The sequence below is a fragment of the Mariprofundus aestuarium genome (assembly GCF_002795805.1).
GTDB lineage: Bacteria > Pseudomonadota > Zetaproteobacteria > Mariprofundales > Mariprofundaceae > Mariprofundus > Mariprofundus aestuarium.
Window position 1 is genome coordinate 1,808,748 of the sequence record NZ_CP018799.1, and the last position, 21,618, is coordinate 1,830,365.

The following is a 21,618-nucleotide window of genomic DNA, read 5'->3' on the forward strand; positions in this document are numbered from 1 at the left end:
TTATCTCCCCTTATCGTGCCAGTAACAGTTCAAGGCGGGCGCCAACGCGTTGAGCGATATCGGCTACCTCACCTACATTTTGAATCACGCGATAGAGGAACACTGCATCGATCGGATCCAGATTCTTTTCGATGACAAACAGTGCGTTATTGATCTGGGTACCAAGCTTATCGGCACCATACTCGATATCATCGAGGTCATTGATCATCTCTTCCACCGTGTTCACTTCACGACCACGGAAACCGACCTCAACCAGCTCATCGAGTTCATTGACAATCTTTTTGGCCTGACGGGAAGAGGCGACACTCTGTTTGACCAGCTCAACCAGCAAATCTGCAAGCTCTTCGGGAATAGCCATCTGACGACCAATCACGTAACCGGCAATCTCCTTGGATTTGTTGGCCAGTCGATCCTGATTTAATACGATATCCAGGATACGTTCGCGTGGCATCGGCATGAAAAGTGAATTTGGCAGTTGGATACGAAGCGAATGTTTCAGATCATCTGCTTCTACTTCCAGTCTGTGAATCTCCCGCTCCAAAATAGCAGCCTGCTCGTAATCTTTTGCAATCACAGCCACAAAGAATGGCTCGAGTTTTTTCACAGCTTCATGAGCCTTGCTGATATGTTCCTGCAGCGGTTTGATCGGCGAACCGGCAAACATATTTGAAATTGGACTTCTTCTAACCATATTCACTCCCAATATTTAGACCCTAAGCGGCCTGTTCATTAAAACGGATACATTATATATGTCATTTGTGACATTCATGTGACATTTAAGTCACTTATATGTCATCCTTTTCTCAACAGTACCTTTATTGATTATGGCACAAAAAAAAGCACCCGGAAATCCGCGCGCTTTTTTTTCAATAAATCCTGTTTTAAACGGCTTAACTCATGCCTCTGGCTTTTCTCTAATCCTGGCAAGCAGTTCAGCGCCTTTCCTGGTCTGTGATACAATAACACTTAACTCCTGCTGCAGCAGTTCGCGCTCATCATCATCTGTTTCAGAGCTAATCTCTGCCTTGAGCATTGCCTCTTTCTGCTGAAGTTTTTTGATCACCTTGCTGAGCCCCTCTTCTGACTCCTTAAGCTGACCCGCATGCGCATCAAAAAAGTTAAGTCGCTTTAGTAACTTCTTCAGTTTCATTCCCGATTCCCCTCACCTATCATGTTACCGCATAAGAGCTCTCATCGCTGCGTACCATAGAGGCTACAACCCGATTGTGACATCTATGTGTCCAAAAAGGGGGCTGATGAAACTTTATCAGCGACGCTCAGCAGCCTCCCGCTCATCACTGAGTACTGAATTGATCTCCTCTCTGTTCAGGGCAATCAGATGCTCAGCCTCTGTCTCTGATCCCTCTTCAGATTTCAGGTGGTTGTGGTTAATCTGAATCAGGCTATTGATGATGCTATAGGTATAGTTACTGTCGTTCATCAGGGAGATCGCCATATCCGCTGATATGTGACCCTCACGAATCAGCTCATCCAGACGGCCATGCAGCAGACTCATGTTTTTCTCCAGCGTCAGCTTCAGGGCATCGAGTGAGAGAATAGATGTAGATGTAGCCGTAACCTCCTGACTGCGAATATTCTCCAGCCTGCGTATCACCTTGGCAATTCGCTGACGCAAACGATTGTATTCAGCACTGATATGCGGATTTTCCGAATCGATATAGAGCAACATATTCTTCTGCAGATGTTTCACATCTTTAAGTGTGATCAGGATCGACTGATTGGCCAGGCGAATCCGGCTGACCTGGCGTGATGTGGCCTCATCGACAGAGAGCCTGTTGGTATAATCGAGAATTGCACTGCAGAGGCTCTTGATTTCATGTTCGTAAACCTCATCAATATCATATTCGACCGCTTTATCATGCGCCTTGATCACCTGCTTAAGTTTGGCATCGGAGAGAATATCCTGTTTATCCAGAGACAATCCTTTGGCAATCACCCCGATCGCTTTCTCATAGATCCGCGCTGTCTCCTTGCGTAGTGCTTCAAGTGCGGTATCACCGAACTCAAGTGATGCTTCATTGAGATACATCGGTTGAGCGTGAATATCCGGCTCAGATTTAAATAGTCGAGTCACCAGCCCAATCAACGGATTGATCAGTGGCACCATAATAATCACACCGATCACATTGAAGATGGTATGGAAAACAGCCAGTTTCATGGTGTAGTCATCATCTGCCAGGCCAATCACAGAAGAGATGCCATCAACCAGTCCCATCATCGGCTGCATAAACAGAATAAACAGGATACCCGCACACACCTTAAACAGCACATCTGCCAAAGCCAGTCGCTTGCCGACAACGTTTGATGAGAGTGCACCAAGCACCGCTGTAATCGTCGTGCCCACATTGGCACCGATCGCCAGTGCCAGTGCATTATCATAGGTGATCTGCTGCACGGAGAGCGCGGTGATAATAAGCACCAGCGTGGCGTGACTTGATTGCATGATGATCGTGGCAATGATACCGATCAGGGTAAAGACCAGAATACCTGCCATCCCCTCCATCGCATAAGCGGTCAGATCAAGGCTATTCTGGAACGCCTCAAAACCCTCTTTCATATGATGAATACCGAAAAACAGGAAACCAAGACCGACCAGAATGTAACCTACACCCTTCATCGACTTCGATTTCTGGAATATCAGCATCACACCGAACACCAGCATCGGCATGGCATAGGCGGATATCTTCACCTTCAAACCAAACCCGGCGATCAGCCAGGCACCTGTCGTGGTTCCCACATTGGCACCAAAGACAATTCCCAGCCCCTCAACCAGCCCGATCATCCCGACACTTAAAAATGAGATGGTGATAACAGAAACCAGCGAACTCGACTGCATCACGGTTGCCGCAGTAAAGCCGAAGGTGAGGCTTTTCCACATTTTATTGGTACTTTTTTTGAGTATCTTCTCAAGCACACCACCGGTAAATGCCCTAAACCCCTCCTCAAGCGCCAGCATGCCAAAGAGAAAGATTGCTACGCCCGCAGAGATCTCTTTAAAGTCAGGGCTGACCCAGAATCCGTAAGCCAGAATCAGCATAATCGAAGGCAGAATCACCTTTCGCAGTGTGTTTCTCATGTTATATTCCTTATTGTTGTTTATAAAAAACAGCGCCCGGGAAAACCAGGGCACTGCGTTTGAAGCAGGGTTTTAGGGCAGTGTAAACTTTTTATTTACTAACTTTCTTACGCAGAGAGGAGAGCAGTGTGATGCCCTTCTTACGTTGTGAGTGGACCACATTTAACTCCTGCTCCAGCATCTCGCGCACATCTTCATCACGCTCAGCAGCAATTAATGCCTTAAGGTGTTTCTCTTTCTTTTTAAGCTTTTTAAGCACTTTGGAGAGGCCTTCATCTTCCTGCTGCAACTGTTCAGCCTCTGCATTCATGTACGATTTAAGTTTCTTCAACAGCTTCTTTTTCAACGCATTGTCAAATTTCATACTAATCCCCGTTCACCCTTTCTCTGCAATTTCCCGATCATCTGCCAGCACAGTGCCGATCTCTTCCCGGTTCAAAGCGATCATATGTTCTGCCTCTGTCTCAGACCCCTCTTCGGATTTCAGATAGTTATGGTTAATCTGAATCAGGTTATGGATTATACTATAGGTATAATTACTGTCATTCATCAACGATATCGCCATCTCTGCTGAGACTTTGCCATCACGAATCAATTCATTCATACGCTCATGCAACAGGCCCATATTTTTCTCCAGCGTCAGCTTCAGCGCATCCAGCGAAAGAATGGATGTCGCACTCGTCTCACCACTGGCACGAATCTTCTCCAGTCGGCGCATCACCTTGGCGATACGTTGACGCAGTCGGTTATATTCACCACTGATCTCCGGATTATCCGAAGCGATATAGCGCTGCATATTCTTCTGCAGATGTTTTACATCTTTGAGTGCGATCAGGATTGACTGATTAGCCATACGGATTCGACTAATCTGTCTGGCAATGACTGGGTCAGCAGAGGATAATTTATTGGTGTAATCCAGAATCGCACTGCACAGACGTTTGATCTCATGTTCATAGACATCATCTATATCATAATCAATCGCACGAGCATGCTCCGCAATCACCTGTTTGAGTTTAGCATCAGAGAAAATCTTCCTCTTATCCAGAGAGAGTCCTTTTGCGATAACATCGGTTGCTTTACCGTAAACACGTGCAGTCTCCATACGCAGTGCTTCAAGTGCGGCATCACCAAACTCTAACGCTGATTCATTCAGGTATTTCGGCTGCGCATATTTATCCGGCTCCGACTTGATCACCCTCTCCAGAAAACGTACCAGATGATTGGTAAATGGAATCATCACCACAATGCCGATCAGATTAAACAGAGTGTGGAATACCGCCAGCTTCAATGTGTAGTCTGCTTCAGCAATACCGACGTAGGAGCTGATCAGATCCACAGCCACCAGCAGTTGATGAATAAAGGCGATCGCAATCAGACCGGTAATCACATTGAAAATTAGATGTGCGCCTGCCAACCGTTTACCCAACTCATTGGAGCTCAGTGCCCCAAGGATAGCTGTAATCGTTGTGCCCACATTGGCACCGATAGCCAGCGCCAGAGCATTTTCATAAGAGATCTGCTGAGCAGCCAGTGCGGTAATAATCAGAACCAGTGTGGCGTGACTCGATTGCATCACCACCGTGGCAAAAATGCCTATCAGGGTAAACAGGAAGAGTCCGGGATATCCGGCCACCGCATATTCAGCCAGATCAATCGCCGATTTGAAGGTCTCAAAACCCTCCTTCATATGGTGGATACCCAGAAAAAGGAACCCGAGGCCAGTAAGGATATAACCGATGCCTTTAAGGTGACGTGACTTCTGGAATATCATAATCACGCCAAATACCAGCATCGGCATCGCATAAGCTGAGATCTTCACCTTCAGACCGAAACCGGCCACCAGCCATGCTCCAGTTGTCGTGCCAAGGTTGGCACCAAAGATGATGCCGATACCCTGAGAAAGGCCAATCAACCCTGCGCCCAGGAATGATATGGTAATGACCGAAACCAGCGAACTGGACTGCATGATACTCGTTGAAACAACACCGAAAGAGATGCTCTTCCATAATTTATTCGTGGTTTTTTTCAGGATTTTCTCAAGTGTTCCACCGGTAAAGGCTTTAAAGCCCTCCTCCAGCGCCAGCATGCCGAACAGGAATATCGCTACGCCGGCAGCAATCTCCTTAAAATCCGGACTGATCCAGAAACCGTAGGCCAGAATCACCAGAATGGTTGGTAACATTACTTTTTGAAGGGTGCCTTTCACGTATTCAATATCCTTTAATTCAATATAAAAAAAAACAGCGCTCCAGCCATGCAGTTGAGCCAGGATGGAAATGATAACTCCCCGTAAATTCGGGGGAGTTATATGTTATCAAAATCAGCCGATAAATTTACCACTTCTCAGGCGCTGCTTATTCATCAGCTCAATCTCTCTGGCACCGGAGATCACCACCTTGTCATCAGGTACAAAATCCAGTGCCTCGTTATAACCCTCATAATCCACCGCATTGAGGATGGTTTTAATGGCATTAAGTCTGCATTTGTGTTTGTCCATCGAACGAATCACTGTCCATGGCGCTGCTGCGGTATGGGTGCGTTTAAGCATCTCATATTTTGTCTTGGTGAAGTCGTCCCAGCGCTCTTGCGCCTGCATATCCACCTCAGAGAGCTTCCACTGCCTCAGCGGATCCGTGGTACGCCGGTCAAAGCGGGCCTTCTGGGCATCCTTGGTAACGCTGAAGTAGAGTTTCACCAGTATGGTTCCCTGACGGATAAGATCCTTCTCAAAGCCGACCACACCTTTCATAAAGTTTTTATATTCGCTTTCACTGCAAAAACCGAAAACCGGCTCCACCATCGCCCGGTTGTACCAGCTGCGATCAAACAGCACGACCTCGCCACCATGTGGAAACTGGGATACATATTTCTGGAAAAACCACTGACTGCGCTGCTCTTCGGTCGGTTTGCCCATGGCAATAATACGGTAATGTTTCTCATTCATGTAACGGGTTACACGGCGAATGGTGCCACCTTTGGCTGCAGCGTCGCGTCCTTCAAAAAGGATAACCATGCGCTGCTGTGTTCTATCCAGATGCTGTTGCAGCTTGATCAACTCGGCCTGATAGGGTTTGAGCTCTTTTTCCTGCAAATATTTGGTGATGATGCTTTCTACTTTGTTGTCGCTTAGTCCATGCTCTTCTATGAGTTGTTCATAGCAGGGAGGATTTTCTTGCGGCATGACCTCCGGGCCCTCATCCAGGGTAACCTCAGGGTTTGCCAACAGATTCATCTCTTTCTTCTCCTTATAGTTTCGCTATATCCCCCCTGGCACTCCAAATCACCAAAAGGACATGGCATTATACATAAAAGTAGCCCTTTTGAAATATTGAAGTAACTGATGCAACTATTTAATGCAGATGAAAGGGGCAAAAAAAGGGCGGTAAAACCGCCCTCTTCTCTTTATTCTGACTGATCCTCTTGCGGCAGATCATCCGCCACTTTTTTTCTACTCTTGTTGCGCAGGCGATCCCTCTGCATCAGTTCAATCTCACGTGCCCCTGAGATCACAACATTGTCGTCAGGCACATAATCAAGTTCCATGTTCACTTTGTCATAATCGACAGAATTGAGGATCACCTTGATCGCATTCAGACGTGCCCGATGTTTGTCCATTGAGCGAATCACCGTCCACGGTGCGGATGCGGTATGGGTGCGGCGCAGCATCTCATATTTAACCTTATCGAAATCGTCCCAGCGCTCCTGCGCCTGCACATCCACTTCAGAGAGCTTCCACTGACGCAGTGGATCATCCTTACGACGATCAAAACGTTTCTGTTGCACATCCTTGGTCACACTGAAGTAGATCTTCACCAGAATGGTACCCTGACGCACCAGATCCTTCTCGAAACCGCCAACACCCTTCATGAAATTTTTATACTCGGCATCGGAACAGAAGCCGAATACCGGCTCCACCATCGCACGGTTGTACCAGCTGCGATCAAACATGGCGATCTCACCACCATGCGGAAACTGGGATACATACTTCTGGAAAAACCACTGTGTGCGTTGTTCTTCGGTTGGCTTGCCCAATGCAATAATACGATAGTGCTTCTCATTCATGTAACGGGTCACACGACGGATAGTGCCGCCCTTACCTGCAGCATCCCTGCCCTCAAAAAGAATAATCATGCGCTGATTGGTTTTTTCCAGATGCTTCTGCAGATTGATCAGCTCCGCCTGAAACGGCTTAAGCTCCTGCTCCTGCAGGTATTTGGTGAGAACCTTCTTCACCTTCTCTTCAGTCAGTCCATGCTTTTCAACCAACCGATCATAACATTTGGCCTGCCCGCCTGAGCCCTCGGCTTCATCTGCTTTAGGGGTGGAATCACTGTTAACCAAGGTACTCATTGTATTCTCCAAGGATTGTATTACTCATGCAGAGAGGTTTCGCAAGAGGGGTAGCATTATACACACCCTGAACAAATCTTGAAGTCTAAGATTGTAGTAAGGCAGTTTTTTACAACAGCAAACGTAAACCGTTTCAAACAGACAAGGGGCGGAAAACCGCCCCTTGCTTATCAATATAGCCAGTCAGATCACTCTCTGTTTTTGCCCTTATTGCTCAACTTCGCCTTCTGCATCAGTTCAAGCTCACGGGCACCGGAAATGACAACGCTGTCATCCGGGACAAAATCGAGTTCCTGATTGTTGCCATCATAGTCCACCGCATTGAGAATGACCTTGATCGCGTTAAGGCGAGCCAGGTGTTTATCGGCGGAACGGATTAGCGTCCATGGTGCAGCTGCGGTGTGGGTATGTTTGAGCATCTCATATTTAACCTTATCGAAATCGTCCCAGCGCTCCTGCGCCTGCACATCCACTTCAGAGAGCTTCCACTGGCGCAAAGGGTCATTCTGACGGCGCTCGAAGCGTTTTTTCTGGATTTCCTTGGTCACACTGAAGTAGATCTTCACCAGGATGGTTCCCTGACGCACAAGATCCTTCTCAAAGCCGACCACCCCCTTCATGAAGTTGTTATACTCCTCATCCGTACAGAAGCCGAACACCGGCTCCACCATCGCACGGTTGTACCAGCTGCGATCAAACATCACGATCTCGCCACCACGAGGAAACTGGGATACGTACTTCTGGAAAAACCACTGCGTGCGCTGCTCTTCGGTCGGCTTGCCCAGCGCAATGACACGGTAGTGTTTCTCGTTCATATAACGCGTCACACTGCGAATGGTACCACCCTTGCCCGCCGCATCTCTGCCTTCAAAGAGGATGATCATCCGCTGCTTGGTCGCTTCAAGGTGCTGCTGAAGATTAATCAATTCGGCCTGAAACGGCTTGAGTTCCTGCTCCTGCAGGTAGGAGGTGATGATTTTCTCAACCTTGCTATCGTCAAAGCCATGTTTATCGATCAATGCATCGTAAGAGCGTTCCTGTGACGCTTCTACCTGCTGATCTCCACTATTTGCCAGTGCATCCATCATGCATACTCCCTGAATATAGTATCGCCCCGCCAATGTGCAGAGGACGAACTATTCTACATTGCAAATCCGGAATATATACAGCGCTATATGAAGTGTGCTGAAATTAGATAGCGATTTTCAAATCATCACGGCAGCATAAGCAGATGGAACTGACCAGTCTTATTGCAGATGATGCACTGCCCGACCACAGCGCTCTGGTCGCCGCTATTGATGTCGGCTCCAATGCCATGCGCCTTGGCATCGCCATTCGCGATGCCGCAGGCACACCTACACTGGTTCAACGCTACAGGGAACCTGTCCGTCTTGGCCATGACGCCTTTACCAGCGGCACCTTCAGCCCGCAGACCATAGAGGATGCACTGGAGGCATTCCGGCAGTTTCGCCGCATCCTTGATCAGCATCAGATTGAGAAATACCGTGCCACAGCCACAAGTGCGATGCGTGACTCTAGGAATGGCAAGGAGCTGGCCAAACGTATTTTGGATGAGACAGGTATCGACCTGCACCTGATCAGCGGTGAAGAGGAGGCGCGACTGGTGCACTACTCGATCAGCCGCCGCGTGGATCTGGATGATAAATTCACTGTACTGATCGACATGGGTGGCGGCAGCGTGGAGGTCACCATATGTGATGATGGTGAGGTGATCGCCGCCCAGAGTTTTAAGATCGGCACGGTTCGTCTGCTGGAGATGCTCGGTCAGGAGGGTGACTTCAACACCCTGCTATCGGAGTACCTTGATGGTACGCGTAAAAAGCTGCGTGAGCAGATCGGACGCCGCAAGGCAGATCTCTGCGTTGCAACCGGCGGCAATGCATCGGCTATCGGCGAACTCGCATTTCAGATACTGGACACTGAATCGGCCACCTCCATCAGCCGCAAGCAATTGAAAAAACTGATCAAAAAACTCTCCAAACTCAGCTTTGAGGAGCGAATTCGCGATCTGGGGCTGAGACCTGATCGCGCCGATGTGATCCTACCAGCTGCCATGGTGTTCCATGAGATCATGAAGCTTTCACAGGCAAAGGAGATGGTAATGCCCGATGCCAGCCTGATGGATGGTATCGTGCTGGATATGATGGACAGTGAAGATCTCACCTTCCACTCACAACGCCGCAATCTCATCGCCTGGGCCCGTAGCCTGAAAAGCAAATACCATGTGGATCGCAAATATGGCAAAGAGGTTGCCGGTCTGGCACTGGTGCTGTTTGATCAGAGTCGCGAACTGCATGCCCTGAATCATCGTGATCGCCTGCTGCTTGAGGTCGCTGCCATGGTGCATGAGATCGGCATGTATGTGCGTGTTGGTGGCCATCACCGCCATGCCTCCTATCTGATCTCGGTGGCACCGCTTCTTGGTCTGAACGACAACGAAAAAAGTCTGCTCGCTCAGCTTGTGCGCTATCAGCGCAAAGGCCCTCCCTCTGACTCACATAAAGAGTTCTCTGAACTCTCAAAAAGTGCCCAGCTGAAGGTGTGGCAACTCAGCGCCCTGCTGCGCTTGGCCATCGCCCTGAACAAGGAGCGCCGCAACCGCATCAGCCGCCTCAGTTTGACTGTTGCGCCGGAAACTGCAGCCCTGCATATCGAAGGAAGCGGTGACATGCTGCTGGAACGCTGGGCAGCCCTTCAGACCGCAGACTATTTCAAAGAGGCCTTTGGCCTCTCACTGCACATCGACCTCGAACAGTCGAACTGAAGCCTACTCCTTTAGCGTACCCAGCTTTCTCATCAACATCAGCTGGGCACTTTTCGGCTGCGCACGCGTTTGTACTCGCTGGTAAGAGCCGTCCGCTTTCAGTTGCCATGCACCAACATTATCCGAAAAATATGGGGTTAGCCCTGATGCAATCAGTTCCTTTTTCAGCACCTCGTCACGCACAGGAAAACAGGTCTCCACGCGTCTGAGAAGATTGCGACTCATCCAGTCCGCACTGGCACAAAATAGTTCCGTCTCACCGCCATTATGAAAATAGTAGATACGTGTGTGTTCAAGAAAACGCCCCAATACCGAACGCACACGGATATTCTCGGAAATTCCGGCAATGCCCGGACGCAAACAGCAGATGCCGCGCACAATCAGATCGATTTTTACACCTGATTGGGAAGCGCGATAGAGCGCCCTGATCACCTCAGGCTCTTCAAGCCCGTTGACCTTGGCGCGAATCCTGGCCTCGCCTCCGGCACGCGCTGTTTCCGCCTCGCGGTCAATACGTTCAATCAACCCCTTATGCAAAGTGAACGGTGCCGACAGCATCGCCTTCAGACGCGTAGCTTTACCAAGCCCGGTCAGCTGCTGGAACAGCTTATGCACGTCCTCACCCAGTTCCGGATCACAACTGAGCAGGCCAAAGTCGGTGTAAAAACGACTGGTGACGGTGTGGTAGTTACCTGTACCCAGATGAACATAACGGCGCAGTTTACGACCTTCGCGGCGCACCACCATCAGCATCTTGCAGTGCGTTTTGTAACCAACAACCCCGTACACCACCTGCACGCCGGCAGCTGAGAGCTTGTTTGCCAGAGCAATATTCTCCTCTTCGTTAAAGCGCGCCATCAGCTCGATAACTGCCACCACCTCCTTGTTGGCACGCGCCGCCCGCACCAGAGCATCCACCAGCGGAGAATCGGGCACCACCCGGTACATCGTCTGCTTAATCACCAGCACATTAGGATCTGAGGCAGCCTGATTGAGCAGTTCAACCACCGGAGAAAAGCTCTGGAAAGGGTGGTGCAGCAGCACATCACCCTGCTGAATCATCTCAAACACGCTGGACTCTTCATCGCGCAACTGCGCTGGCACGCCCGCTTCAAATACCGGGTATTTCAGATCGGGCCTGTCGACCTCATTATAAATGGCTGCAAGTCGATAAAGGTTAACCAGTCCATCCACGCGGTAGAGATCACCCTGCCCCAGTCCGAATTGATGCAGAAGAAAATCCACCAACTCCTGTGGACAGCGCTGTGACACCTCCAGCCGCACCTCCTTACTGAAGCGACGCTCCAGCAACTCACCGGCAACCGCCTGCTTCAGATCTACAAGCTCCTCCTCATCCACTAGCAGGCCACTGTTACGTGTAATACGGAACTGATGACATGCTTTGGCCTCCATGCCGGGAAAAAAGTCGCCGACATGAGCATGAATGATCGAGGAGAGCAGTACAAAATGATCTCCAGAACCGGCAATCTCTCTGGGCAACCGTATCACGCGGGGCAGTGAGCGCGGCGCCTGCACGATGGCGTAGTGGGACTCGCGACCAAAGGCATCCTTACCCTCCAGCGAGACAACGAAATTGAGAATCTTGCTCAGCAGGCGTGGAAATGGATGCGCCGGATCCAAACCGATCGGGGTCAGCAGAGGCAACAGTTCACGGCGGAAAAAGCGGCGAATCCAAACAGCCTGCTCTTCACTCCAGTCACTGCGGCGTAGAATCCGGATGCCTTCCTCCTCCAGTGCCGGTAGCAGTGCATCATTGAGCAGTTGATACTGATCCGTCACCAGTGCATCCACACGGCCGCGCACCTGCGACAGAATCTCACCGGCGGTCAGCCCATCTGCAGCCTTAGAGAGAGACCCCATGGCAAGACGATGTTTTTGGGCGGCTACCCGCACCTCGAAAAATTCATCCATATTGGTACTGCTGATACAGAGGAATTTCAGACGTTCCAGCAATGGAATACCCAGGTCACAGGCCATCTCAAACACACGCCGGTTGAACTGCAGTATGCTCAAGTCACGGTTCAGATAGAGACCTTTATCTTCAAGCGGCAGGGCTGGTTGTTCAGTCAAAATAACTCCTCGAGCTGTATCCTCTTACAATTCATACTGAATATAGCGACAGAGGAGTATAGTAAGATGAAGCAGGAAAAACAGGCCGTCATTGTTTCACAACACAGCCATGCCAGCCATCAAACATCCACTCTTGTCACAGAAATGTCACTTCCCTGTCACAACAACCACACAATCCCCTCTTATCATGCCGCTCAAAATCGCAAGGAGGATAACCATGTTCAATGAAGACCAGAAGAGACCTAAAGAGGAGTTGGATCTGCCTAAAATGATGAAGGTCATTGCGATGATGAACCCGCACATTGCCCACTCAGAGATCGCCTTTCTCATGGGTATTGATACTGATCTTGGATGTGAAAACCGTGCTGTACTGGGTCACGATTAAACCTGTATCAATCCTTTGTTGACCACCGGGTGAAGCACGACACAATGTCCGTGTGACTCCACATTCAGATGACACTGTATTATCCGTTACCGAACTGACCGCCCGTATCAAACAGATGCTGGAGCAGGGCTTTGCCAGGGTAGAAGTAACTGGCGAGGTATCGAGGCTCACACGCCCCGCTTCCGGGCACCTCTATTTCACCATCAAGGACGCACATGCTGCCATTTCAGCTGTGGTCTGGCGCTCAGCAGCCCTGCGACTGAAACAGATGCCTGAAGAGGGCGGCGAATTTATCTTTACTGGTCACCTCAGCCTCTACGAGCCGCGCGGCACCTACCAGCTTGTAGTAACGCGCGTTGAAGCCGCCGGCGCAGGCCGTCTGGCTGCAGAATTCGAGCGCCGAAAACAGGAGTATGCCAAACGCGGCTGGTTCGACCCCAGCCGCAAGCTGACCCCGCCTCCACTTCCCACCCATATCGGTATTGTCACATCCCCGACCGCAGCCGCATTTGAAGATGTCAAAAAGATACTGGCGACCCGTCCGGCATGGCTGCAGTTGACCCTCTCCCCCTGCCTCGTGCAGGGAAGCAGCGCCCCGGCAACCATTGCAACGGCCATCAGAAAACTCTCCACGATGGCCTCACCTCCAGAGCTGATCCTTCTGGTGCGCGGTGGTGGCAGCATTGAAGACCTGTGGTGTTTCAACGATGAGGCCACAGTCAAAGCCATTGTCGATTGCCACATTCCGATCATCTCCGGGATCGGCCATGAGATTGATACCACGCTGGCCGATTTTGCTGCAGATCATCGCGCCGCCACCCCTTCCAATGCAGCTGAGTTGTGCTGCCCTTCCAGAGAGGAGCTTCGTGAGCGACTACCGCGACTCACTTCCCTAGCCAGTCTGCTTCGTCAGCGCCTGAACAGATTCCATCGCGAGATTGATTCGATGTGTAGAAGAGAGGTCTCTGCATGGCAGCGAAGCCTGGATTCTCGCTACCATATCAGCGAACAGACGCGCTCGCGCCTGAACCATGCCGCGCATGCCAATGTCAGTCGTCTGCGTTCACCACTGCGTTTAATAGAGAAGCGTCTAACCCCCCTGCAACCGGGAGAGCGCCTGCAGCAGCAGCGCTCTGACTGGTCAAACAGAGAGATCGCCCTGAAACAGTCTCTGCGCAACACCCTGCAACAGAAAAAGCAGTCACTCGATCTTCACCTGCGGAATCTGAAAAACCAGCAACGTCAGGTTGAGCTGAAACGTCATCGTTTCGAACTACTTAACAGCAAACTCAATGAGCTTGATCCGACCGGCGTGCTCAAGCGCGGTTACAGCATGAGCTACAGGCAAGATGGAAGGCTGATCACCTCAGCAGCCGATCTTGCGATAGGAGACAGCATGCGGGTCCATTTCCATGATGGAACTGCGCAAACCGAGGTCAAATCTCTAGAGAGGAAAAACCCATGAAATATCTGCTTGGTATCCTGCTCCTGACTGCCTGCTGCGCAGGCACGGCAAATGCAGCAACATGGCAGGCGGTTCAAGGCAATGTGGTCACCGTTGAGGCGACAGTTACGACGGAGCATCTGCGGCTCTGGTGCTTTGGCAAAATGTGGCCGGTCAAAAAACTTGGAAATGGCACCTGGCGGGGCTGGATCGGTGTCGATTTGAAAAAGAAACCGAGCGATTACCCGATTGAGTGGTCGAATGGCAAACAGGTCATGGCCAGAGATTCCCTGTCGGTCACCGAAGGCAAATTCCGTATTTCTCATATTCAGGTCACTAAAAAGATGGCTGAGTTCGACACCGCCACACTGGCCCGCATCCGCAGTGAAGTGAAGGCGCTGAAAGCCACCTATGTGGAAAAAGTTGCAGCAGCACCTGACGTCAGAATGTTTGGCAGGCCAACCGTCGGAATCGAATCAACCCCCTTCGGGGCTCAGCGTTATGTCAATGGCGAGGCGCGTTCGCCCCACTCCGGCATTGATATCGCTGCACCTGCGGGAACGTTGATCGAAACACCGCTGGCGGGAAAGGTTCTGCTGGTGGCGGATATGTACCTTAACGGTAACACTGTAGCCATCGGCCATGGAAATGGTTTAGTCTCTGTTTTTTCACATATGCAGTCTGCAAGTGTGAGAAAGGGTGAGTGGGTAGATACCCATCAGGTGATTGGAAAGGTTGGCTCCACAGGAAGGGCAACCGGCCCGCATCTGCACTGGGGGGTACGGTTTAATACGGCTCGCGTGAATCCAGATAGCCTGCTATAATCAGGTAAGTCGATTCGGGCCCATACAGAGCTTTGCTGGCAGAGGGAGAAAGAATGGAATTAAAAGCACTTATTATTGATGATGAAGATAGTGTTCAGAGTATCCTGACTGCTTTCCTTAACCGGTATGTCAGTGAAAAAGGGAAGCAGAGTAACATCACAAGCATGAGTGATCCGGTACAGAGTCTTTTTGAACTGACCACCCATGGTGACCAGTACCAGCTTGTCCTGCTGGATGTGCGCATTCCAAAACTGAGTGGTGATGAGATATACAGTTCTCTTGAACAGGTAAACCCCGAAATTCTGAACCGCATTCTGTTTGTTACCGGCTACCCTGAAGACCTGCATGACCGTTTCCCCGACAACACGTTCAATATCCTGCAAAAGCCGTTCCGCTATAACAGCTTTTCTGAAAAACTGGATGAAATGTTCGGCTAAAGAAGAGTAACCCCCATGACAGAACAGACAACCTGGCAGGCATCGGCCATTGAACATCGTTCAGCATGGATTTTTGCTCTCTGCTGCCTGCTTCTTATTCTGATAGCCTCTCTTAAGCCCGATCTGTTTGAATTCTCACAGGAAGAGGTGGCTCTGCCTGAGCAGGTTGAGGATACGGCAAGAGATTCAGACGCTCTGGCTGAACGGATTGCACCACCTGTTGAGGAGCCGGCCGAAGCAGTAAAATCGACCCCCGAGATCGAGCAGCCTAAAGCTGTGGTTATCCCAGCAAAACCTGTCACATCGAACAGGGTGATTACAAAGAAACCGGCAGTGAAGGCTGTGAGCAGCAAAACCAGCTCTACCCCAGCCTCTGGTTACTATGTCCAGCTGGGCGCATTCGGCGAAAAACCTCGAGCCCAGGGGCTGGTCGACCAGCTTAAACGTCAGGGCTGGAATGCCGTCATCTCAGCAAAACCAAATGGCCTGCATGCAGTCTGGGCCGGGCCGAAAAAAGATCACGCTGAAGCTGAAAAGCTACAGAAGGCGATTGAAAAGAAAATGAAAACCAAAGGTTTTATCGTTCAGCAGAAAGGCGCATGAACAGGGACAGAAAGGGCATGGTTGCAGCCGGCCATCCGGCTACTGCAGAAGCGGGTGCAGCCATTCTGAAAGAGGGCGGCAACGCCGTTGATGCCGCTATTGCAGCCATCACCACCTCATTTATTGCCGAACCTGTCCTGACTGCACCGGGTGGCGGTGGATTCATGCTGATCGCCGACACTTCAAATCGTTCCATCCTCTACGACGGCTTTGCCCACATGCCTCTGGGGTCGGCACTCACCGGTATCAAGCCTGAACTCAAAGCCGTTCCAATCGATTTCGGCGATACAACTCAAACCTTCCATGTCGGTCAGGGTGCGGTCGGCACACCTTCACTTTTGGCGATGCTGTTTCACGCCCATAAAGAACATGGCAAGTTGCCGCTTGCCGAGGTGCTGGCTCCCGGAGTCGATGCAGCCAGAAGCGGCATTCGCCTTAATCACCTACAGGCTTCATTTGTCAAACTCCTCAAACCCATTCTCACCGACACCCCTGAATGCCGCTCGCTCTATGCCCCTGTGCAACAAGGCACCCAGATCAGCGAACTTTGGCGTGAGGGTGACTCCTTTCGCAATCCCGACCTGGCCAACACTCTGGAGATGCTTACCATAGAAGGCATCAAAGAGATGTACCATGGCGACCTGGCAAAAGAGATCGTCAAGGCATGCACGCCCTACGGACTGCTAGGTATGGAGGATATGCGTGCTGAGCAGGTACATATTCGCAAGCCTCTGGCCATAGAGGTGCTCGGCGGCACCCTGCTGACCAACCCGCCCCCCTCATCAGGCGGCCTTCTGATTGCATTTGCTACGGCGGTGCTCGACCGCCTGATGCAGGAAACATCGGATATGCCGTGGCCGATACTGGTGGCTGAAGGGCTTCGTGCTGCGAGCCTGTTGCGCCGAGAAGGGCTGGATAGTCGCATTCACGATCTCCAGATCAGCGAACAGATACTCGAGCCCAAGCACCTGATAGAGGCTATAGCGAAAATCCACAACCGTTTCCTGACCCTCAATGATGATGAGGAGGTGAGAGAACCGGACAACCGCCACGGCAGTACAACCCACATCAGCGTAGTCGATAGAGACGGCATGGCGGTCTCCATGACCAGCAGCAATGGCGAGGGTTCAGGCATTGTCGTCCCGGGCACCGGCATCCACCTCAACAACATGCTTGGCGAAGAGGATATCAACCCGCTCGGCTTCCATGCCTTGGCCGGTGGTGCCACACTCTCATCGATGATGGCACCCTCAATCTTTCTGGAAAATGGCAAACCTTCGCTCGTCCTTGGTAGCGGTGGCTCCAACCGGCTGCGGGGCGCCATCCTGCAGGCGCTGCTGCGTTACAGGCTACTGGGTCAGGATATCGAGTCGGCCGTTCATGCACCGCGCCTTCACAATGAAGGTTGTGAGCTGGATATCGAGCCTGGATTTCTCGGCGACCATGAGCGGGAGCTACTAATCTCACTCGGCTGGCGGCTGCGCGACTGGCAGAAGCCGAGTGTCTATTTCGGTGGCGTGCATGCCATCATTCGCAATCCGACCGGCAATCTGCACGGCTGTGGCGATCCGCGCCGTGGCGGCGCCATCGCCTTCGCATGAGCAAAGCTTTCATCGCCTTCGGCGGCAACCTCGGTGATGTTAAAGCCGCATTTATTTCCGCCCGCAGTATGATTGAAGCATTGCCTGACACGAAGCTCATCCAATCATCCCTGCTCTATCGAACCCCGCCAGTGGGGCCTACCGGCCAGCCGGACTACCTCAATGCGGTGATCGCCATCGAGATAGGCTTGGCGCCCCTTGAGCTGCTTGATGCACTGCAGGCCATTGAACTGGCGCATGGAAGGAGGCGTAAAGAGCACTGGGGAGCACGCACCCTTGACCTCGACATCATCGCTATAGACACGGAAACCATTGAGATGGAACGGCTAACTGTTCCGCACCCGTTTATGTTCGAGCGCCAGTTCGTGTTACGCCCCCTTTGCGATCTGGCTCCGGAGTGGCAACATCCAGAACTTGGACAGACAGTAGCCGAACGATTGAAGGAAGTGATCGCCGCCGGTGAAGTGCCACTATCCGGGGGGATGCATGGTAACAGTGATGGATGGACGTTTTGGCAAGAGGCCACTGGATCAATGCCATATTGCTATCGAGGGCGCTATCGGCGTTGGCAAGACCACGCTGACCCGGAAGCTTGCTGAAAAACTTGGGACCGCCACCTTTTTCGAGCAGGTTGATGACAATCCCTTTATCGAACTCTTCTACCAGGACCCATCCCGTCATGCACTCTCGGTGCAGCTCTCCTTCCTCTTTTCGCGCCTGAAGCAGTGGCAGTCGCTGCATCAGCAGGATCTGTTTACCCAGGGCATTGTCAGTGACTACCTCTTCGCCAAGGATCATATCTTCGCCACAGTCACCCTCTCCGACGAAGAGCTGGGGCTGTACGAGCAGGTGGCCAAACTTGTAACGGTTGACCTGCACAAACCCGATCTGGTGATCTACCTGCAGTCTGACCCGCGTGTAATTATGGATCGCATTCGCGGCCGCAACCGCCCGATAGAGCGCGGCATTCAATCCGACTACCTGCAGAAGGTCATTGCTGCCTACGATCAGTTCTTTTTCCATTATCAGGAAACCCCGCTACTGGTTGTGCAGACCGACCGCATGAATTTCGCCGAAAACGATGATGCGATTGATGAGCTGATCAAACGAATTGGCAATATGCATTCACAAACTGAATTCTGGGCCAGTTACTCCTGATCCTGACAAAGTGGCGATGACCCCATCCCTCTTTCTCGTTGCACACCGCGGCGATCATGAACATGAAATCGAAAACACACTTGCCGCTTTCGATGCGGCAGCAAAAGCAGGAGCGCTCTATATCGAGTGCGATATCCAGTTCACTAAAGATTTCATGCCGGTCATTGTCCATGACAGCCGTTTAGAAACCGGAAGGGTATCCGAGCTGGCACGGAATGAACTTCCCCCGCACATCCCAACATTCGATGCAGTGCTGAAGTGGCTGGAGCATTCACCGGCGATCACCCTGTTCATCGAGATCAAGTTGCCGGTCCTGCAAAGGCGATCGGCCAGATCCGTCGCCAGAACCCTACACACCATGATTCCGGAACCCCTGCTGAAGCGGATTGTCCCGATCAGCATGTCGGCAAAGCTGGTTGAGGTGTGCAGTCGGGAGTTCAATGGTTCGGCCGGCTGGGTTATGGAGTCGGGTCGGTCCCCCGAGGGCCCCTTCACATACCTCTTTTTTCCATGGCAAAATAGCGACCAGGCAAGGCAGTGGCATCACCGGGGAGTCAAGACCGTGGCTTATACAGTAAACAGTCCGGAACAGGCATCAGCCTTGCACGCAGGCGGCATCGACCTGATCGAAACCAATCACTTCTCTCGCCTTCAAAGGGCACTGCAAAAGAGCGGCTCCACGCCGAAGTGAAATAGCAATAACCTGAGCGGTTTGCGCGAACCCCCGCAAATACCTACCATACGCCGATCCTGAAAGACGGTACCCCCCTCTGAACGAGACGGACCGAAGCAGAAAGGAATGAGATGACAAACAATAAACCTGTCACCGCAGCGACGCTCTTGCGCGCCAAGCAACGTGACGAAAAAACTGTATGGCTGACAGCATCCGATGCTACATCAGCCGCCATCGCCGAGAGGGCCGGATGCGACGTGCTGCTGGTCGGTGATTCGCTCGGCATGGTATCACTGGGTTTCGACTCCACCCTTCCCGTCACACTCGATCAGATGATCCATCACACAGCCGCAGTTGTGCGCGGCCGTAAGCATGCATGGGTGGTCTGTGATCTCCCCTTCGGCAGCTACCAGAAATCCGCTGAACAGGCCTTTGACTCAAGTGTATCTGTACTGCAGCAGAGTGGCTGTGATGCCGTGAAGATCGAGGGTGGCGAGCACATGGCTGCGACCATCCGTTTTCTGGCCGAGCGCGGCATTGCCGTGGTGGCCCATATCGGACTAACGCCCCAGTCGGTAAAAAAATTCGGCTCCTACGGCAAACGTGGCAAAAGCGAAGGCGAACAGGTTCAACTGCTTGCCGATGCAAAAGCGGTGACAGATGCAGGTGCGGTAGCACTGGTGCTGGAAAACATCCCGGCTGAGCTTGCAACAGCCATCACATCACAGGTGGATATCCCGACCGTTGGTATCGGTGCAGGCAGCGACTGCGACGCCCAGGTACTGGTCTTCAATGATCTTGTCGGCATCTCCGAATCCAATCCGCCGTTTGCTCCTGCCTATGCCAATGTGCGCGAGGTCATGAGTGAAGCTATCTCCCGCTGGGCCTCTGACGTTAAATCAGGCTCTTTCCCGAAATGAGGGTAGCTCACACCACAGCTGAAATCCGTCGCCAGCTTAAACCGCTGCGAGGTCGCAAGACGATCGCCTTTGTTCCCACTATGGGGTGCCTGCACGAAGGCCACCTGAGCCTGATCCGCAAGGCAAAAAACCTTGCCGATATCGTCGTTGTCAGCATTTATGTTAATCCGCTGCAGTTCGGTCCCAATGAGGACCTGGATAGCTACCCACGCACCTTTGATGAGGATGCAAGGCTATGTGCCGCCGAGGGTGTTGACCTCATCTTCCATCCGACGTCGCTCTACCCCAAGAGCGGACCAAAAATCACGCTGAAAGCGACCAAACTTTCCGACTGCCTCTGTGGTGCGTCACGACCAGGCCATTTCGATGGCGTGGTTACTGTAGTGAATATCCTTTTCAATATCGTGCAGCCCGACATCGCCATCTTCGGTGAAAAGGACTGGCAGCAGCTGGCAATTATCGGCCGCATGATCAGCGACCTGCAGATGCCAATTGAGGTTGTCGGCTGCCCCACCCTTCGCGAAACCGACGGGCTGGCGATGAGCAGTCGCAACCGCCACCTCTCGGATGAAGAACGCACCGCGGCCATTTGCCTGTCGCAATCGCTTATTGCCATGCAGAAGCTGGCCCTCAACGGCGAATCCGATGTGGATTCACTCAAGCGTGCAGCAATGACCATCCTCACCGATGCGGGCATTTCGCCCCTCTATCTGGATGTGCGTTCTGCACGCTCACTTAAAGCCAAACGTAAACTCAATACCAGCCAGCCAGCCCGGGTATTTATCGCGGCAAAGCTTGGTGACACACGTCTGATCGATAATATGCCGCTGCAGCTAGCGCAGCAGCCCTGAACGGAGGAGTTCTGATGAAACTCACCATGCTTAAATCCAAAGTCCATCGTGCCACGGTTACACACGCCGAGCTCGACTATGAAGGCTCCTGCGCCATCGACCAGAACCTTCTGGATGCAGCCAATATTCTTCCGTTCGAACAGCTGCACATTTATAACGTTGCCAATGGTGAACGGTTTACCACCTATGCCATCACAGCCCCACGTGGCTCCGGCACCATTGGTGTCAACGGCGCTGCAGCCCATAAGGCGAATCCGGGCGACCTGCTGATCATCTGCACCTATGCCGAACTGGATGCTAAAGAGGCAGAGCACTTCAACCCGGCGTTGGTTTATGTGGATAGTGATAATGCCATCACCCACACCAGCCATGGCCACCTCGCAGCAGCCTGAGAACAGA

The 21,618-nt window shown here is 51.7% G+C and carries 23 protein-coding genes; 14 read left to right on the plus strand and 9 right to left on the minus strand.

Annotated elements, in window-relative coordinates:
- Positions 1 to 10: 10 nt before the first annotated feature.
- From Ga0123461_RS08785 to ppk2 (Ga0123461_RS08820), 8 genes are all read right to left on the minus strand, one after another.
- On the minus strand, positions 11 to 691 hold the full coding sequence (locus Ga0123461_RS08785) for a TIGR00153 family protein (RefSeq protein ID WP_100277994.1): 681 nt from the start codon (positions 689 to 691) through the stop codon (positions 11 to 13).
- A gap of 204 nt (positions 692 to 895) precedes the next feature.
- The gene (locus Ga0123461_RS08790) at positions 896 to 1,150 is read right to left on the minus strand and encodes a hypothetical protein (RefSeq protein ID WP_100277995.1); all 255 of its coding nucleotides are present in this window, start codon (positions 1,148 to 1,150) and stop codon (positions 896 to 898) included.
- A gap of 117 nt (positions 1,151 to 1,267) precedes the next feature.
- Positions 1,268 to 3,097, minus strand: a complete 1,830-nt coding sequence (locus tag Ga0123461_RS08795) for a Na/Pi cotransporter family protein (RefSeq protein ID WP_100277996.1) — start codon at positions 3,095 to 3,097, stop codon at positions 1,268 to 1,270.
- Positions 3,098 to 3,188: 91 nt separating this feature from the next.
- A complete protein-coding gene (locus Ga0123461_RS08800) occupies positions 3,189 to 3,461 on the minus strand; it encodes a hypothetical protein (protein WP_100277997.1) in 273 nt (90 codons plus the stop codon).
- Positions 3,462 to 3,473: 12 nt separating this feature from the next.
- Positions 3,474 to 5,303: a Na/Pi cotransporter family protein gene (locus Ga0123461_RS08805; protein WP_198507047.1), complete on the minus strand. Its 1,830-nt coding sequence runs from the start codon at positions 5,301 to 5,303 to the stop codon at positions 3,474 to 3,476.
- 114 nt (positions 5,304 to 5,417) lie between these two features.
- Positions 5,418 to 6,278 (minus strand): polyphosphate kinase 2, encoded by an 861-nt coding sequence (gene ppk2 / locus Ga0123461_RS08810; protein ID WP_418289161.1) that lies wholly within the window; start codon positions 6,276 to 6,278, stop codon positions 5,418 to 5,420.
- A 221-nt stretch (positions 6,279 to 6,499) separates the two neighbouring features.
- A complete protein-coding gene (ppk2, locus tag Ga0123461_RS08815) occupies positions 6,500 to 7,447 on the minus strand; it encodes a polyphosphate kinase 2 (protein WP_100278000.1) in 948 nt (315 codons plus the stop codon).
- Between the two features lie 188 nt (positions 7,448 to 7,635).
- Positions 7,636 to 8,535: a polyphosphate kinase 2 gene (gene ppk2, locus Ga0123461_RS08820; RefSeq protein ID WP_100278001.1), complete on the minus strand. Its 900-nt coding sequence runs from the start codon at positions 8,533 to 8,535 to the stop codon at positions 7,636 to 7,638.
- 143 nt (positions 8,536 to 8,678) lie between these two features.
- Between ppk2 (Ga0123461_RS08820) and Ga0123461_RS08825 the strand changes: the two genes are divergently transcribed.
- Entirely contained in the window at positions 8,679 to 10,232 is a 1,554-nt protein-coding gene (locus tag Ga0123461_RS08825; RefSeq protein ID WP_100278002.1) for a Ppx/GppA phosphatase family protein, read from the plus strand.
- A gap of 3 nt (positions 10,233 to 10,235) precedes the next feature.
- On the opposite strand, the gene ppk1 is transcribed toward Ga0123461_RS08825, so the two are convergent.
- On the minus strand, positions 10,236 to 12,323 hold the full coding sequence (gene ppk1 / locus Ga0123461_RS08830) for a polyphosphate kinase 1 (RefSeq protein WP_100278003.1): 2,088 nt from the start codon (positions 12,321 to 12,323) through the stop codon (positions 10,236 to 10,238).
- 66 nt (positions 12,324 to 12,389) lie between these two features.
- Here ppk1 and Ga0123461_RS12375 point away from each other — a divergent pair, with 66 nt between their 5' ends.
- The 13 genes from Ga0123461_RS12375 (at position 12,390) to panD (ending at position 21,611) form a co-directional block, all read left to right on the plus strand.
- Positions 12,390 to 12,551: a hypothetical protein gene (locus tag Ga0123461_RS12375; RefSeq protein ID WP_157819297.1), complete on the plus strand. Its 162-nt coding sequence runs from the start codon at positions 12,390 to 12,392 to the stop codon at positions 12,549 to 12,551.
- Positions 12,541 to 12,708, plus strand: a complete 168-nt coding sequence (locus Ga0123461_RS12380; protein ID WP_157819298.1) for a hypothetical protein — start codon at positions 12,541 to 12,543, stop codon at positions 12,706 to 12,708. The genes Ga0123461_RS12375 and Ga0123461_RS12380 overlap by 11 nt, the downstream gene beginning before the upstream one ends.
- Before the next feature lie 52 nt (positions 12,709 to 12,760).
- Positions 12,761 to 14,173, plus strand: a complete 1,413-nt coding sequence (gene xseA, locus Ga0123461_RS08835; RefSeq protein ID WP_232710105.1) for an exodeoxyribonuclease VII large subunit — start codon at positions 12,761 to 12,763, stop codon at positions 14,171 to 14,173.
- Positions 14,170 to 14,976, plus strand: a complete 807-nt coding sequence (locus tag Ga0123461_RS08840; protein WP_100278004.1) for a M23 family metallopeptidase — start codon at positions 14,170 to 14,172, stop codon at positions 14,974 to 14,976. The genes xseA and Ga0123461_RS08840 overlap by 4 nt, the downstream gene beginning before the upstream one ends.
- A gap of 53 nt (positions 14,977 to 15,029) precedes the next feature.
- The gene (locus tag Ga0123461_RS08845; RefSeq protein WP_100278005.1) at positions 15,030 to 15,413 is read left to right on the plus strand and encodes a response regulator; all 384 of its coding nucleotides are present in this window, start codon (positions 15,030 to 15,032) and stop codon (positions 15,411 to 15,413) included.
- A gap of 15 nt (positions 15,414 to 15,428) precedes the next feature.
- Positions 15,429 to 16,016 (plus strand): SPOR domain-containing protein, encoded by a 588-nt coding sequence (locus Ga0123461_RS08850; protein WP_100278006.1) that lies wholly within the window; start codon positions 15,429 to 15,431, stop codon positions 16,014 to 16,016.
- Positions 16,013 to 17,617, plus strand: a complete 1,605-nt coding sequence (locus Ga0123461_RS08855; protein WP_100278007.1) for a gamma-glutamyltransferase family protein — start codon at positions 16,013 to 16,015, stop codon at positions 17,615 to 17,617. The genes Ga0123461_RS08850 and Ga0123461_RS08855 overlap by 4 nt, the downstream gene beginning before the upstream one ends.
- Positions 17,614 to 18,216 carry a 2-amino-4-hydroxy-6-hydroxymethyldihydropteridine diphosphokinase gene (folK, locus tag Ga0123461_RS08860; protein ID WP_100278008.1) on the plus strand — a complete coding sequence of 201 codons (603 nt, stop codon included), beginning with the start codon at positions 17,614 to 17,616 and terminating at the stop codon, positions 18,214 to 18,216. Before Ga0123461_RS08855 ends, folK begins: the two co-directional genes overlap by 4 nt.
- On the plus strand, positions 18,104 to 18,775 hold the full coding sequence (locus tag Ga0123461_RS08865; RefSeq protein WP_100278009.1) for a deoxynucleoside kinase: 672 nt from the start codon (positions 18,104 to 18,106) through the stop codon (positions 18,773 to 18,775). The genes folK and Ga0123461_RS08865 overlap by 113 nt, the downstream gene beginning before the upstream one ends.
- A 16-nt stretch (positions 18,776 to 18,791) precedes the next feature.
- Positions 18,792 to 19,466, plus strand: coding sequence for a glycerophosphodiester phosphodiesterase family protein (locus Ga0123461_RS08870; protein WP_100278010.1), 675 nt, complete (start codon positions 18,792 to 18,794; stop codon positions 19,464 to 19,466).
- A gap of 113 nt (positions 19,467 to 19,579) precedes the next feature.
- Positions 19,580 to 20,368, plus strand: a complete 789-nt coding sequence (gene panB, locus Ga0123461_RS08875) for a 3-methyl-2-oxobutanoate hydroxymethyltransferase (protein ID WP_100278011.1) — start codon at positions 19,580 to 19,582, stop codon at positions 20,366 to 20,368.
- On the plus strand, positions 20,365 to 21,219 hold the full coding sequence (gene panC, locus Ga0123461_RS08880; RefSeq protein WP_100278012.1) for a pantoate--beta-alanine ligase: 855 nt from the start codon (positions 20,365 to 20,367) through the stop codon (positions 21,217 to 21,219). The genes panB and panC overlap by 4 nt, the downstream gene beginning before the upstream one ends.
- A gap of 14 nt (positions 21,220 to 21,233) precedes the next feature.
- The gene (panD, locus tag Ga0123461_RS08885) at positions 21,234 to 21,611 is read left to right on the plus strand and encodes an aspartate 1-decarboxylase (protein WP_100278013.1); all 378 of its coding nucleotides are present in this window, start codon (positions 21,234 to 21,236) and stop codon (positions 21,609 to 21,611) included.
- Positions 21,612 to 21,618 lie beyond the last annotated feature (7 nt).

Excerpts from the sequence above, each read along its gene's own strand:
- panD (WP_100278013.1), top strand. The coding sequence starts at position 21,234 with ATGAAACTCACCATGCTTAAATCCAAAGTCCATCGTGCCACGGTTACA.
- folK (WP_100278008.1), top strand. The coding sequence starts at position 17,614 with ATGAGCAAAGCTTTCATCGCCTTCGGCGGCAACCTCGGTGATGTTAAA.
- Ga0123461_RS08785 (WP_100277994.1), bottom strand. The coding sequence starts at position 691 with ATGGTTAGAAGAAGTCCAATTTCAAATATGTTTGCCGGTTCGCCGATC.
- Ga0123461_RS08790 (WP_100277995.1), bottom strand. The coding sequence starts at position 1,150 with ATGAAACTGAAGAAGTTACTAAAGCGACTTAACTTTTTTGATGCGCAT.
- Ga0123461_RS08825 (WP_100278002.1), top strand. The coding sequence starts at position 8,679 with ATGGAACTGACCAGTCTTATTGCAGATGATGCACTGCCCGACCACAGC.
- Ga0123461_RS08870 (WP_100278010.1), top strand. The coding sequence starts at position 18,792 with ATGACCCCATCCCTCTTTCTCGTTGCACACCGCGGCGATCATGAACAT.
- Ga0123461_RS08800 (WP_100277997.1), bottom strand. The coding sequence starts at position 3,461 with ATGAAATTTGACAATGCGTTGAAAAAGAAGCTGTTGAAGAAACTTAAA.
- Ga0123461_RS08795 (WP_100277996.1), bottom strand. The coding sequence starts at position 3,097 with ATGAGAAACACACTGCGAAAGGTGATTCTGCCTTCGATTATGCTGATT.
- Ga0123461_RS12375 (WP_157819297.1), top strand. The coding sequence starts at position 12,390 with ATGAAGCAGGAAAAACAGGCCGTCATTGTTTCACAACACAGCCATGCC.
- panC (WP_100278012.1), top strand. The coding sequence starts at position 20,365 with ATGAGGGTAGCTCACACCACAGCTGAAATCCGTCGCCAGCTTAAACCG.
- Ga0123461_RS08865 (WP_100278009.1), top strand. The coding sequence starts at position 18,104 with ATGGTAACAGTGATGGATGGACGTTTTGGCAAGAGGCCACTGGATCAA.
- Ga0123461_RS08850 (WP_100278006.1), top strand. The coding sequence starts at position 15,429 with ATGACAGAACAGACAACCTGGCAGGCATCGGCCATTGAACATCGTTCA.
- panB (WP_100278011.1), top strand. The coding sequence starts at position 19,580 with ATGACAAACAATAAACCTGTCACCGCAGCGACGCTCTTGCGCGCCAAG.
- Ga0123461_RS08855 (WP_100278007.1), top strand. The coding sequence starts at position 16,013 with ATGAACAGGGACAGAAAGGGCATGGTTGCAGCCGGCCATCCGGCTACT.
- ppk2 (WP_418289161.1), bottom strand. The coding sequence starts at position 6,278 with ATGCCGCAAGAAAATCCTCCCTGCTATGAACAACTCATAGAAGAGCAT.
- Ga0123461_RS12380 (WP_157819298.1), top strand. The coding sequence starts at position 12,541 with ATGTTCAATGAAGACCAGAAGAGACCTAAAGAGGAGTTGGATCTGCCT.
- ppk2 (WP_100278001.1), bottom strand. The coding sequence starts at position 8,535 with ATGATGGATGCACTGGCAAATAGTGGAGATCAGCAGGTAGAAGCGTCA.
- Ga0123461_RS08845 (WP_100278005.1), top strand. The coding sequence starts at position 15,030 with ATGGAATTAAAAGCACTTATTATTGATGATGAAGATAGTGTTCAGAGT.
- Ga0123461_RS08840 (WP_100278004.1), top strand. The coding sequence starts at position 14,170 with ATGAAATATCTGCTTGGTATCCTGCTCCTGACTGCCTGCTGCGCAGGC.
- ppk2 (WP_100278000.1), bottom strand. The coding sequence starts at position 7,447 with ATGAGTACCTTGGTTAACAGTGATTCCACCCCTAAAGCAGATGAAGCC.